Source organism: Flagellimonas aurea (assembly GCF_017313785.1).
GTDB classification, from domain to species: domain Bacteria; phylum Bacteroidota; class Bacteroidia; order Flavobacteriales; family Flavobacteriaceae; genus Flagellimonas; species Flagellimonas aurea.
On the sequence record NZ_JAFLNL010000012.1, the window covers coordinates 1 to 14,362 of the forward strand.

Annotated in this window: 10 protein-coding genes and 1 pseudogene; 3 read left to right on the forward strand and 8 right to left on the reverse strand. The window is 40.4% G+C overall.

The window, feature by feature from the left end; genetic code table 11:
* The first annotated feature begins 128 nt into the window (after window positions 1-128).
* Window positions 129-650, forward strand: coding sequence for an SLATT domain-containing protein (locus tag J0656_RS17000; protein WP_207036087.1), 522 nt, complete (start codon window positions 129-131; stop codon window positions 648-650).
* 21 nt (window positions 651-671) lie between these two features.
* Window positions 672-1,637, forward strand: a complete 966-nt coding sequence (locus J0656_RS17005) for a hypothetical protein (RefSeq protein ID WP_207036089.1) — start codon at window positions 672-674, stop codon at window positions 1,635-1,637.
* Between the two features lie 106 nt (window positions 1,638-1,743).
* Here J0656_RS17005 and J0656_RS17010 read toward each other — a convergent pair.
* From J0656_RS17010 to J0656_RS17035, 6 genes and pseudogenes are all read right to left on the reverse strand, one after another.
* Window positions 1,744-2,598, reverse strand: a pseudogene (locus J0656_RS17010) (YifB family Mg chelatase-like AAA ATPase); the annotation flags it as partial.
* Between the two features lie 106 nt (window positions 2,599-2,704).
* Entirely contained in the window at window positions 2,705-5,092 is a 2,388-nt protein-coding gene (locus J0656_RS17015) for a penicillin acylase family protein (RefSeq protein ID WP_207036091.1), read from the reverse strand.
* 80 nt (window positions 5,093-5,172) lie between these two features.
* On the reverse strand, window positions 5,173-7,152 hold the full coding sequence (locus tag J0656_RS17020; RefSeq protein ID WP_207036093.1) for a protein-disulfide reductase DsbD family protein: 1,980 nt from the start codon (window positions 7,150-7,152) through the stop codon (window positions 5,173-5,175).
* The gene (gene tilS, locus J0656_RS17025) at window positions 7,149-8,456 is read right to left on the reverse strand and encodes a tRNA lysidine(34) synthetase TilS (protein WP_207036095.1); all 1,308 of its coding nucleotides are present in this window, start codon (window positions 8,454-8,456) and stop codon (window positions 7,149-7,151) included. Before tilS ends, J0656_RS17020 begins: the two co-directional genes overlap by 4 nt.
* A gap of 333 nt (window positions 8,457-8,789) precedes the next feature.
* Window positions 8,790-10,079 (reverse strand): anthranilate synthase component I family protein, encoded by a 1,290-nt coding sequence (locus J0656_RS17030; protein ID WP_207036097.1) that lies wholly within the window; start codon window positions 10,077-10,079, stop codon window positions 8,790-8,792.
* 3 nt (window positions 10,080-10,082) lie between these two features.
* Window positions 10,083-10,619, reverse strand: coding sequence for an NADPH-dependent FMN reductase (locus J0656_RS17035; protein WP_207036099.1), 537 nt, complete (start codon window positions 10,617-10,619; stop codon window positions 10,083-10,085).
* A 130-nt stretch (window positions 10,620-10,749) separates the two neighbouring features.
* On the opposite strand from J0656_RS17035, the gene J0656_RS17040 reads away from it, so the two are divergent.
* Window positions 10,750-11,946: a heparan-alpha-glucosaminide N-acetyltransferase domain-containing protein gene (locus J0656_RS17040; protein WP_207036101.1), complete on the forward strand. Its 1,197-nt coding sequence runs from the start codon at window positions 10,750-10,752 to the stop codon at window positions 11,944-11,946.
* Window positions 11,947-12,003: 57 nt separating this feature from the next.
* Here J0656_RS17040 and lpdA read toward each other — a convergent pair whose 3' ends face one another.
* Together lpdA and J0656_RS17050 are read right to left on the reverse strand one after the other, a co-directional pair.
* On the reverse strand, window positions 12,004-13,407 hold the full coding sequence (lpdA, locus tag J0656_RS17045) for a dihydrolipoyl dehydrogenase (RefSeq protein ID WP_207036104.1): 1,404 nt from the start codon (window positions 13,405-13,407) through the stop codon (window positions 12,004-12,006).
* 450 nt (window positions 13,408-13,857) lie between these two features.
* Window positions 13,858-14,316: an Lrp/AsnC family transcriptional regulator gene (locus J0656_RS17050; protein ID WP_207036106.1), complete on the reverse strand. Its 459-nt coding sequence runs from the start codon at window positions 14,314-14,316 to the stop codon at window positions 13,858-13,860.
* Window positions 14,317-14,362 lie beyond the last annotated feature (46 nt).

Here is a 14,362-nt window from a genome sequence, read left to right on the forward strand (position 1 = left end):
ACTATCTCCATTTCTATGGTATCTTTGTCGAGTACTTTGTACATGGGCTATGGTATTTGCGTGTGGTAACACAAATGTCCGTAGCCCTATCTTTCGATCCAAAAAAAGTTTAAATCACTTCATAAACAATGAATAATATCAAAGAGAAGATAAAAAGAATTAAAATTGATTCTCTGTATGGTAAGAAAAAACATTTCAATGCTGCAGATAGAAAGGAAAATTGGCATTATTGGATTGGAATACCCTTAATTATTGTAAATATTTTATCTGGTTCAATTTTGTTTTATGTCCTTACTGAAGATGCGGCGGATTGGTTAAAATTTGTGCCTTTAGTATTTGGATTAATTGCTGCGTTGTTAAGTGGTTTTCAAACATTTCTTAATCTTCAAAAAAAAGTTGAAGGACATAGAAGAATCGGTAATAGGTTTTTAGGAATAAGTAAGAAATGTGATATGTTAATTGCCTACATAGAAGATGATGTCATTGCAAAGAGAAATTTAATAGGGTCCATTGAGGAAATAATTTCAGAAATGGAAGAAACTAACAAAGACGCTGAATCGTTTCCTACGAATAACTCAGATTATAAGCATGCCAAAATTGGCATTAACTCTGGTGAGGAGTTTTATACAAAAAATGAATTAAGACTTTAGCATTAAAAAATATCCAAAAAAATGATATCAAAATACTTAGTTGACTTGGTTAACCAAGTTTCCATTCAAGAAAATGAGGTTAGAGAGATAAAGACTATAAGCGATGAACTGTTTATAATTTTAAAAATTAATTTAACATTTTTCCAAGGTTTTAGAGTATATGGCTCAATTACACGTGGAACTTCGTTATCTCCCACTATATCCAGAAAAACAGATGTCGATGTGTTTTGTGAATATGACCTGGGAAGTTGGATTACTTTAATGGAATACAATAAAGGTACAGAGTCGAATATCGTATTGACTGATGTTATTTATAGAGGTTTGGTTGACTTGAAGAATGAGGATTTGAAAGATGTAAAACTTGATTACCCCTCCGTACATCTAAAATTTAAGGGAATTGTCTTTGAATTAACGCCAGCTTTAGGGGATAAAGGAAGTAGTAGTTTAACACTTGAGTTGCCTTATACAGAATGGGAATATGATCATCGACACCTTTTACCACTTGGGAAACAAACCAATGTGCGCACAACTTCAAGGAAAAGTGAAGATCCTGAGGATAAAAAACCTAATTCAAAAGTTGAAACTGTCTTACCATATGTTTATAACGATCGAGTAAAAAACAAGAATAATAATCCATATTTTTATTTAATTATTCTATTGAAATACTGGAAATATGTTTTTCAATCAAATATTACCTCTTTTCTTCTTGAATCTGATATTTTCGAAGGTTTAGAAAAGTCCAAATTCTTTAAAGGAAAACAAGATTTAAGAGATATTTTGTTTACTTTCTTAACCACTACAGAAGTATATAGCTTTGAACTATTTAGAACGGATAATCAATTCTCAAAATTATACAATAACATTGTAAGTATTAAGAATCTTTATGACCAGGGAGAAGAGGAAGATGCATTTTATCAGTTAATTAAATATTTACCCCCTCCAGATTATTTAAAAAAATACTCTTTCCCGTGTTCAGAATTACTATAAATATCAAATATTCAATTTGATCTTAAAAATAATATCCAATGTTTGATTTATTTATCAATTAAACTAAAAAGTATTTTTAATTCTTCCACTAGGTGCGAATATAAATTCCCTCGGCCAATGCAGGACTGCTAATGGTATGGTGAGGGCTTCTAAATGGTCTTTGGCTCATCAACCCCTTATTCTTGACTATTCCAACAACACTGTGGATTTTGGTAGTTTCCAGTGCTTCGTGAAGTGTCATGGGCGGTAAAATCGAGGGCAAGCGCTTGGCCAACATGGTCTTTCCCGCACCCGGAGGACCTATCAAGATGACGTTGTGGCCTCCGGCAGCAGCAATTTCCATACATCTTTTAATACTCTCCTGCCCTTTTACATCTGAAAAATCAAACTCGGGAAAGCTCAGGTGTTCATAAAATTCCTGTCGGGTATACACCACCGTTTGTTCCAAAGGTGCATCCGTATCAAAAAAGTCGATTACTTCCTTGATGTTGTTTACACCGTAAACTTTTAGCCCGTCCACGATAGCTGCTTCATTCGCATTTTCCTTGGGTAGGATAAACCCCTCGAAACCTTCCTCTTTTGCTTTGATAGCAATGGGCAAGGCGCCTTTTATTGGCTGTAAGCTCCCGTCCAACGAGAGTTCTCCCATAATCAAATATTTATGGATGCTTTCGGAGCGGATTTGGTCCGATGCTGCCAAGATGCCAATGGCCAGTGTAAGGTCATAGGCAGAGCCTTCCTTTCGTAGGTCGGCAGGCGCCATATTGATGGTGATTTTTTTTCCGGGAATTCGATACCCGTTATTTTGGAGCGCCGCGGCAATCCTAAAATTGCTCTCTTTAATCGCATTATCGGGCAATCCAACCAAATGATAACCAATACCTTTATCTATATTTACCTCTACAACAATTGTGGTTGCTTCGATTCCAAAAACGGCACTTCCGTAAACTTTTATCAGCATATCAACTTTCTAATTGAAAAAGGCTGAGAAAATAGCCAATCTCCAATCAAAAAAATCAATGGTTTGATGGATACCCTAATTTGAATTGATGAATGCCCCGTTTGAATTAACGAAAGGTCAAAATGGATTCTGCAGTTTCTTCGATTTCCTTCTTGTTCATCATCATTTTACGGAACTCTCCGTTGACATACATCTGGGCCTGATCATCATAATGTTTACTGAACGGATTTCCTGACTGTCCCGTGGGCAAGATACTGATGCTGTTCTCTACATCGGAAAAATCGATGATTCGGCGGGTAGATGGTCCAGAGTTTACTTTGTAAAATCCAGTGCTGTCATATGGAAAGGCCAAATTGTTTATCACCTCACGGGTGCCCTCGACAGGGAATGGTCCCACATTGAAGTATTTTCTCAAGGATGCCACTTGGCCAAAGGGATGCCCATGCTCCAATGTATGCACCTTGTCCCAAGTCCACTGACTAGTATCCTCTCCAAAGTCTTTGATCAATGATTCCCATGTCTGAGCGAATGACATCAACACGATATCCTGCCTTGTTTCCACTACATCTGGAGTGTTGACGTTGTCCCACCATTTTCCGGATTTCATTCTGGAGCCCCAAGCTATCTGTCTCTTAAACAGGTGTGTGGACAAGAATTGTTTGAACATTTCCGGGCCCAATTCATCTTCCATGGTATTCTTCACCATAAAATATAGTGTCCTGTGGTATATTACCGGGCTAATGGATTTGAGCTTATATTCCCCATTCCAATTTTTCATGGAGTCCAAAAGCACCAATTGTTCATTGTTCAAATTTGAAACATCGAACAATTTAATCAACTCGGTGACCACCTCCGTGTTCACTGGAGAGGTGACATCCAATATCATCTCAGAAATGGATTCCCTGTCCCAATCATCTTTAGCATCCAATAACTGCACAATCCGCTTTGCCCGGTTTTCAGGCAAATAATAACCGGGATAGAGCATTCCTGCAATAGAATCGGGCTGATTATTGGCGGAATACACATAGTTCCACGGTGGGTTCTCGGCCATTGGATTCTCTGAAAAATCCAGATAGCGCAAGGGTTCTTCTTTTCCTGATCTACCATCCAAAATAAACTTGGTGGACAGACTGTCCGGCATCTCGTAAAGCTTGGCGGTGGCCCACCATGCCACATTTCCTTGGGCATCACCATACATTACATTGAGTCCCGGTGCATGAATATTGGGCAAAGCGTTCTTAAACTCTTTCATATTGCTTGCATGGCTCAATCCGTATAAGGCATGCATCACCATATTCTTGGGTTTGGTATATATCCAAGACATGGCAACTGGTTTTTCCTCCGAAATTTGGTCAGCTATATTGTTTAAGACAGGCCCGTGATGTGTTTTCTTGTAAGTAAACGATACATCCTCACCATCTTTTACTTTGATGGTTTTATTTACAAATTCATAGTCCTTCCATCCTTCTGCTGTTTTGTATTTGGTACTATCGGATGGGTGGGTTTCTTCATAATAAAAATCGATGTCGTCGTTTTCGAACATGGTGAGTCCGTACGCCAGATTTCTGTTGTGTCCCAACAAAGGAAATGGAACTCCTGCCAAATGATACCCGTACTTTTCATAGGTTGGGGTACTTATGTGGGCCTCGTACCAAACCGAAGGTTGTGCAAACCCAATGTGAGGGTCGTTGGCCAAAATCACCTTTCCATTTTTAGTTTTTTGCGGAGCAACCACCCAACTGTTGCTTCCTTCGAATTGCGGAATGGGCAGCTTGCTTAAGGCTGTATTCACACTTGCGGTAATGTTTGTACCGAGAGTATCGGCAACTTCTCCTTTAAAATTTTTAATCCATACAGTGGAGGTATCCGAACTTATGGCCAAGTCCTTCATGTACTCGTCTCCCAATTTGTTGCGCATACTTGTCAACAAAGGGTCTGTTTTGTGGGCCATGGCAAAACTGAATGCCATATATCCCACAGCATTGTATACGTCTTCAATGGTAAAGGGCTCCTTATCGATGCCGGTCAAATAAAACTCTATGGGAGTCGGTCCCTGCTTAATAAATTCATTGATTCCATCCAGATAGGCTTCGGCGAGCACAATGGTTTCACTATCGGTATCAAGACTAGCAACAGTTTCTTTTGTGTGATCGGCAATGCCCAGGGAGAGAAAAAACTTGTCCGTTCCAATCATATCCTTCCCAAAAACCTCAGAAAGTCTTCCTTTTGCCACCCTTCGGAGCAACTCCATCTGCCATAATCTGTCCTGAGCATGAACATAACCCAATGCCTTTAATGCATCAGCCTCGTTGTCGGCATAAATATGAGGAATCCCATAGGGGTCAAAATAAGTGGTTACCTCATTGGAAATACCGGGCAGTTTTTTTTCACCACTATAGTCTGGTTTTAGGGAATTTAAGAATATAGCAATACCTATAATTACAAGTAGAAGGAATCCTGCAATTGCAAGAAGAATCTTTTTGTACTTTTTCACGAAGATGGGTTAAGTCAATTAGTACTCTAAGTTATAATTAATTTCTTAGAAGGCTTAAAAAAGATATTGACAAATATCAACTATTTGTTCATGGAAAGATAGTGCTTTTCCAAGCCTGACTTTAACCATTTCTCATAGGTTTCAACATCAACGTATTGGACTGCTTCATTGAGAATTTCAAGATTTGGGGAAAGCAATACATAATAGGGTTGCGACGCAGCGTTAAAGTTGATTGTCTGGAACGTGCCCCATTTTTGGCCAATCGTCTGGATGGATTTCACCCGTCCAGAGTCATATTTAAAATCGAACTGCTCGGATTTAGGCAGTTCTTTTCTATCATCAACATAAAGTGAAATCAACACATAATCTTCCTTCAAGATGGGATAGATATTGGAATGGCTCCACACATTTTCCTCCATTTTTCTACAATTTACACAGGCCCAGCCCGTAAAATCGAGTAAAATAGGCTTGTTCACTTCTTGTGCGTATGCCACGCCTTCTTCAAAATCTTTATAGCAATCCAACCCTAATGGGCAGTCACTCTCTGTTTCCACAACGCTGTAAAAACTAGGAGGTGGGAAACCGCTCAAAAGTTTTAGGCTACTGACATTGAAAAGTCCTAGAACCAAATAAGCGGTAAATGCTAAACTAAGTATACCTATTGTTTTTCTTGCCGTTGAAAGATTCTTTTTGGGTCCATCATGTGGAAACCTAAAAATTCCGAATAGGTAAAGTGTCATCAAAACAAATAGCACTACCCAGATACCAACAAAAATTTCTCGTTTAAAAATGCCCCAGTTCCCTACCAAATCGGCATTGGACAAAAATTTGAAAGCTAAAGCCAGTTCCAAGAATCCAAGCACCACTTTTACAGTCGTCATCCAACCACCAGATTTTGGCAAGGAGTTCAACCAAGCCGGAAACATAGCGAACAATGCAAATGGAAGGGCCAAGGCCAAACCAAAACCTACCATTCCAGAGGTTAGATTGGTGGCTACATTACCTTCTGCCAATGTGGTACTTCCCAAAAGACCACCCAAGATAGGTCCTGTACAAGAAAAAGATACGATAGCCAAGGTCAACGCCATAAAAAAGATACCAAGCCCTCCTCCTATTTTGGATGAAGCGGAATCCATCTTATTGGCCCAAGAACTGGGCAACGTTAATTCATAGTAGCCAAAGAATGAAAAGGCAAAGAATACAAATATGACAAAGAAGAACACGTTCAACCAGATATTGGTGGCGATGGTGTTCAAAATTTGTGAGTCTACCGAATTGAACAAGTGGAACGGTAAGCTCAATAAGAAATAAATCAGCACGATAAAGAAACCGTAGAGCAAAGCATTGGCTATCCCTTTGGATTTATTCTGCGTCTGCTTGGTAAAAAAAGATACCGTCAACGGAATCATGGGGAAAACGCAGGGAGTCAACAGGGCTATCAAACCACCAATAAAACCCAATCCGAAAATCATCCACAAATTGGATTGTCCTTCGGAATCCGTAACTCCGTTTTGATTCAAAAGGTTTTTGTTCTTAAAATCTACCTTGAGCGATTCTCCCAAGGCAACGCTACGTTCATCCAGAGCTGTTTCTTCAGTAACAAAACCACTTCCGTCCAACGAAATTTGGAATAGCTCGTCAACAGGAATACAGACCTCTTTGCAAATTTGGTAGAACAAGTTCACTGAAATCTGGTTGACCTCAGGGTTCAATAATTTGATTTTCTGGGTGAAAATGGCCTCATTCTTAAAAAAAGTCTCCTCCACCTCGAAGATATCGCTGTACTCTTTTATGGTCTCGCTCTCGTCTGTTTTACCAACGAGCTCGTAATCCTCCCCTGCTTTTTCAAAAGTAAATTCGCTGGGCAAAGAACCGTTTTCATTCGTATATTGGGAATAGACGTGCCAGCCGTCCATAATTTTCCCTTTGAACACCAATTCGTATTCGGTGTCGGACAATTTATGTACTTCGTGGCTCCAGACTGCAGGATTCTGGTCTGTTTGGGAATATATAAATGGATTTACAAAAAGAAATCCCAGTAATAGTACCAATAGTCTCATGGGAACTGTGTAATCTTTAAAATTTTCATGGTTGAACCATCAACCTTGAATCGTTCATCGGCTCTTCTGCCCACAATCCAGACTATGTCATCGCCAGAGCAGAGCAACCATTGTTTCTCCTTGGAAATCAGGTCCATCTTTTCGTCCTTAAAAAATTTGGACAGCTTTTTCTTGCCCTTCATCCCAAATGGATAAAAATAGTCGCCTTTTTTCCAATTCCTTAACACTAACGGAAAGTTTAACTTTTCCTTGTCCAAAAATACGACATTTTGCCCCTGTTTTTCAAAGGTTTCCACATCTTCTAAACTTATTTTGATGGGCAGTTCATCTATCGCTTTATCTGAATGTATTTCAAATGCTTCGCTCTCTTTGCGTTCAATTTTTGCAAGAATGAGGCTTTGCCTATCTTTTATCAATCTATGCGTCTTGGAGAACACTTGTTTACCGCTCTCGGCGGCCAATAAATCCTTCACATCGCTCCATTCGCTAAACCCATACCCATTGAACAATCCATACAAATATGCATCCAAAGGTTGCAACTTTTGTAGTTCGGCAATTTTGATTTGTACTTTATCCTTCCTTTGTTGAAACAGTTTTGACTTCAGCTCATTTAAGTGATTATTTACCAAATCATTGATTTGCCTCAAATGATGCTGCGTATGCTGAAAATTTTGAAGAAATGTTGGGTTGAGCTCTTTTATTCCTGGGACAATTTCATGACGGATTTTATTCCGAAGGTATTTAACGCTTGCATTGCTACTGTCCTCTCGCCATTGGATGCTTTCTGACTTTGCATATTCTATAATCTCGTTCCTGGAAAAGGGCAACAACGGCCGAACAACATTACCATTTACTTGGGGAATGCCTGAAAGTCCTTCTATTCCGGTTCCTCGGGAGAGGTTGATAAGAAAAGTTTCCAAACTATCATCTGCATGGTGAGCGGTCAAGACATAGTCGTACCTTTTGGATTGCAACAGTTCATCAAACCACTTGTAACGCAATTCCCTTGCTGCCATTTGCACCGATAAACGTTGCTCTTCTGCATACTGTTCGGTATCAAATTGCTTTACATAAACATCGATTTCAAAAGTAGAGGCCAACTCACGTACAAAATCCTCATCTCCATCACTTTCCGTACCTCGCAAGGAAAAATTGCAATGGGCCAGTGCAAAATCAAACTTTAAAGCTTTACATAAATGAGCCAAAACCACACTATCAAGGCCACCACTGCATGCTAGTAGGAGTTTCTTGCCATTAAGAAATGGCATTGCGGCAGCAACGTGTTCTTTGAATTTTTGGACCATACTACAAATTTACGAATAAACCCTAAGCCTTGCGGCTGTGTTACATTGTTGGTATGTTTCTGAGTTATTTTATTGTTCTATTGGTGTATAAGGCTGAATTGATACTTGATCGTATTTTTATGTCCATCCTTATGTCCAACAGCGCAGCGGTCTTGGTGCTTTTTCTCTTGCGCTTCATTATCTTCCCTTTTTGACACAAATTCCACGAATCATCCCGAATGTTTTTTATCGATTATGACGTTTGAACTTTTACACCTGCATACTGATTTCTGAGTTATCTGTTTATAGGTCTTTGTTCTTTTATCCAAAAGCGCAGCGGTCTTGTTTCCTTACCTATGTTTCTCTTTCCTCCAAAACCGTTCGCATTGCTTTAGCTTTCAGCAAACATTCCTGATACTCCCTTTCCGGGTCGGATTTAGCAGTAATGGCACTGCCTACGGAAAAGGACACATATTTATTGCTTGCATTGTACAGAATACTGCGAATCACGACATTGAAATCAAAATCACCTTTTGGTGAAAAATAACCTACCGCTCCACTGTACAGGCCACGTTTGCTTTCTTCCAATGCCTCGATGATTTTCATTGCAGAAATCTTTGGGGCACCTGTCATACTTCCCATAGGAAATGTTTCCTTGATTAATCCCAAAGAATTTTTGTCCGTTGCAACTTTTGAAACTATTGTGGAAATAAGTTGATGTACTTGCTTAAAAGTATGGGGGTTACAAAGTTCCTCTACTCGCACCGAACCCTTTATTGCACTCTTGGACAAATCATTCCGAACCAAATCGGTGATCATAATATTTTCGGAGCGTTCTTTTTCATCTTGAGCTAAATCTCTTTTGATTTTTTCATCTTCCCGCTCATCATCACCTCTCCTTGCAGTTCCCTTTATGGGTTGTGAAATTACTTTTTGTCCGTGCTTTTTTAAATATCGTTCAGGCGAGGCGCACATCAAATAGTTATCGTTGAGGCGTGCAAAAGCGGCAAACGGTGGTTCGGAAATACCATTTAGTTTTTTATAAGTTTTCCATGGGTCTATGGTAGCTTCTTCGGCATAAAACTCTTGACAAAAGTTGGCTTCATAAATATCTCCTCTGTGAATATGTTCCAAAAAACGATGGGCCTTTTCAAAATAAGCATCCTTGTGAATCCTCATTTTTATTTTGATAGCATCTTGTGGGTCGGCCGGCAATTGTAAAGGGACAAAATCTCTGATTTCTTCAAAATCCGCTTCAATTTCCTGAGCCACCACATTTAAATAACTGAAATGGAGCTCATCATTCTCTACCCGGATAACCTTTAACGGCTGAAAAAACTGCACCGCCGGAAATCCGAGACCGTCAAAATTATTTGAGGTCAAGTCCTCCAACTCGTTCTTTACATCGTATGAAAAGTAACCAAATAGCCAATCTTTTTCATTTTCTAAAAAATCGTGGAGCACTTTAGTGGTTTCAAATTTTTGAGATGCGCCAACCGCTAAACAGGCTTCAAAACTGGAATATCGGTCCTGATGGGAATTGCTGTCCAGCCAAACGGCCGTTTCAAATTGTTTGGACCACCAAAAAAGCGCCTCTTTACTTTGTAAAAGGGATTTTATCTTAAAGGAGCGATGCGTCCGCAATAGTTATGAGTTTAAGGAATCCAAAAATGTATCCAGCGCCTGTTTGTGTTCAATTTGTAGGGTCTTGTCCAAAATACCATCATCACCAAAATTCTCATAAAAAGAGGGTAATGAAAAGCTCGCTGTTATTTCCGCGCCAAATCTTGGCAGCATGCCTTCAATAACAGTAAAAGAACCTTTTGCGCCACGTCTGCCGCCCGATGTGGACATCAAAAACACCTTGGTGCTTTCCAAAAAATTACGGTCCATGCGGGACAACCAATCCAATACATTCTTAAAATATGCGGACGGATTGCCATTATGCTCGTTTACGGACAAAATAAGTGCATCCGAACTGTTGATTTTTGCTTTCAAATCCTGTAAGAAATCAGCATATCCATCTGATTTCTCCAAATCTTCACTGAACATGGGAAATGCATGTTCCGCCATGTTTAAGAGTTGAATATCATGCTGTTGAACCAAGGAAACAGTAAATTTTACCAATCTAAAATTGATAGAAGTGGAAGAATTACTCCCCGCTAATGCCAAAATTGCAGCCATATCATGGAATTGTTGATTGTTTCGCTAAAATACCCCAATTGGAAGTTAGATGCGACTATTTTGCATATTTTTGATGCGGCCAACATCTAAACTACTTGCTAAACAAGTATATAGGGTGAATCAAATACAAATGACTGCAAAGACTGACAGACTATTTTTTGTGGATGCCATGCGTGCATGGGCAATTTTGATGATGCTGCAAGGACATTTTATAGATGGCCTGCTAGACCCTGTTTTTAGGGATGCCGGCAACACTACCTATAACATCTGGTTGTATTTTAGGGGAATAACTGCTCCCGTGTTTTTTACGGTCTCCGGTTTTATTTTTACCTATCTATTGATTCGGGTTCCACAAAGTGGTATGGAAAACCCAAGGGTGGCCAAGGGAATCCGACGTGGGCTACAATTACTGCTCATTGGCTATTTGCTTCGAATGAATCTTGGAGGATTATTTAAAGGAGAAATTTATGATTCTTTCTATCTGGTAGATGTTCTCCACTGTATCGGTCTATCTATTTTGGGGCTTATAGGTGTTTATGTGCCGACTGCAAAAAAGAAAAGCTACGTTTTTCCGACCGTTCTTGTGATCATCACATTGGTGCTTTTCCTGTTCGAAAGGGTTTACAAGGATTGGTCCTTTGCATTTTTGCCCGACTTTTTGGCAAATTACTTTACAAAGGCCAACGGGTCCGTGTTCACTATTATTCCATGGTTTGGCTACACAACCATTGGGGCATTTATCTCCGTGCTCTTCACTAGGTTCAAAAATTATAGGCATTTGTACCCTGCTGCCATTTCCATTGCGTTGGCCGTTGGTTATCTGTTGATTTATCAATCGTCCAATTTCTTTGAAATCGTTTACGAAAGGACCGGGTTCAATTTTCTCAAACAACTGCTCACCAACAACTACCTATTTATTCGGTTGGGCGATGTTTTTGTAGTTTTTGCCGTGTTTATGATACTCCGCAGATTAATGACCAACAAGACTGTTTTGAAAATCGGGGCAAGTACTTTGTCTATCTATGTGATTCACTTTGTTATCCTTTACGGCAGTCTTACAGGCTTGGGGCTCTATCGGTTCTTTCACCATTCACTTTCTCCAGAGATCGTGGTTCCCGGTGCACTTGCATTTATGATTACGTGCACATGGTTGTCCCTTCAATACAACAAGTACGAATTGGGCATCAAAACACAGATTTCTTCAGGTCTTGCGTTCATCAAAACCCAGGCAATCGAACTTAAAGAATTATCCATTCCGGTACTTCGAGAAGTTTTTATCCGTGTTCGTATTTTCCTAAGACGCATTTTCCGAACTGTCAGGAGCTAAAAAAAGCATCCAATCCTAAGACTGAATGCTTTCTATAAATCATTTTGATTTTCCTATCTACACATGCAATGCCCTATCATCCGTAGCGGCCAACGCAGCTTCCTTAACGGCTTCGGCAAAGGTTGGGTGCGCATGGCTCATACGTGAAATGTCTTCGGCAGATGCCCGGAACTCCATAGCGGTAACGCCTTCGGCAATCAAATCGGCACAACGTGCCCCGATCATATGGATGCCCAGCACCTCATCGGTATTCTTATCGGCCAAAATTTTCACAAAACCATCCAAATCCATACTGGCTCGGGATCTTCCCAACGCTCTCATCGGGAACTGACCTGATTTGTATTCCACGCCTTCTTCCTTCAATTGCTCCTCTGTTTTGCCCACAGCGGCAACTTCCGGCCAGGTGTAGACCACTCCCGGAATCAAATTGTAATCGATATGTGGTTTTTGTCCCGCTAAAATTTCAGCGACCATGGTTCCTTCTTCCTCGGCTTTGTGGGCCAACATAGCTCCTTTTACTACATCGCCGATAGCGTAAATGTTGGACACATTGGTCTGTAGATGCTCGTTCACCTCTACTCTACCTCTATCGTCCAATTTTACTCCTGCTGCTTCAGCGTTCAATCCATCGGTATATGGTTTACGGCCTACGCTTACCAAACAGTAGTCCCCTTTAATGGTGACTTCCTCGCCTTTTTTGTCGTCGGCCTTTACAATGACCTCATCGCCTTTGCGCTCTACGGATTTAACTTTATGGGAAAGGTTGAACTTTACCTTTTGCTTTTTCATCACTTTGGCAAGTTCTTTGGACAATGCGCCGTCCATTCCCGGGATAATGCGATCCATGTACTCCACTACGGTAACATCGGCACCCAAGCGTTTGTACACTTGGCCAAGTTCCAACCCTATGACACCTCCTCCGATAACAATCAGGTGTTTTGGTATTTCTTTCAATTTCAATGCCTCCGTGGACGTGATTACACGCTCCTTATCAATCTCGATAAATGGCAAGGATGATGGTTTTGATCCCGTGGCAATAATGATGTTCTTGGCCTCGATGGTCTCCTCTCCGTCCTCTTTTTTAATTTGGACGTGTGTCGCATCCTTAAAACTTCCCACTCCGTGATAGACATCGATTTTATTCTTGTCCATCAAAAACTCGATGCCCTTGGTGGTCTGGTCCACAACGCCTTGTTTGCGATCGATCATTTGTTTCAGGTTCACTTTGATCTCGCCCGGGATATCGATACCGTGCTCCTCAAAGTGCTTAACGGCATCCTCGTAGTGGTGCGATGAGTCCAAAAGTGCCTTGGACGGGATACAGCCTACATTTAAGCAGGTTCCGCCAAGGGTGGCATATTTTTCTATAATCGCCGTTTTCATTCCCAATTGGGCACATCGTATTGCCGCCACATAGCCTCCTGGTCCAGAGCCGATAATGGCTACATCATATTGATTCATATTATAATAATTGTAAGGATAATTGCTAAAAAACTGTGTTTCTGTAAAACAAGTGTAAAAATACGAATGTTTTTCGGGACAGTACCAATCTATTCTGCGGGATTGTTTGGGGTTGCTCGGTTATTTGGTTATTTGGTTATTTGGATGATTGGATTGTTCGATTGTTGTAAATTGTTTAGTGTTAACTGCTTACTGCATACCGGCTCCCGACTCTAGAAACTTATAATTTTACACTTTGTCCTTCCAGCACTGCCTACTGCTTACTGACTTTAGATTTTAAAAACTTACAATTTAGTACGTTGTACTCTGTCCCTCCAGCCCTCCCCACTGCCAGACTCCCAGCTTACACTTTTATGTCTTTTGTCTTGGTTCTTGAATCTTACATCTGATTTCTAAACTGCTGGCAACTGGTAATTGCTCATTGTAAACTGCCCACTGCCCACTGATTCCTTAAATATGCACCGAAGGGCTGTTCTTCACCTCCTTGATCACAAATGAGCTCTGGGTGTTGCCGATATTGGCGATTGCGGTTAGTTTGGTGAGCATAAATTCGCGATAGCTTTTCATGTCCTTTAGGAATATTTTTAAGATATAATCGTAATCCCCTCCCACATGGAAGCATTCGGATACTTCTTTAAGCTGCAGGACCTCACGTTCAAATTTGATAACGTTTTCCTTGGTGTGCTGTACCAAACGTATCTGACAAAGCACCATAAAATCGCGGCCCACCTTCACCTTGTCCACCAAGGCCGTGTATTGCGTGATCACTCCGTTCCGCTCCAAACGGCGGATGCGCTCGTAAACGGCAGTCTTGGACAAATGCAAAGCATCCGCATATTGTTTGGTGGTTTTTTTGCTGTCGTTTTGGAGTAATCTGAGCAACTCAATATCTACATTATCCAGTTTCATACCGACGATTTTTCTAATTGGAACATCAAAAATCCAATTTTACGGA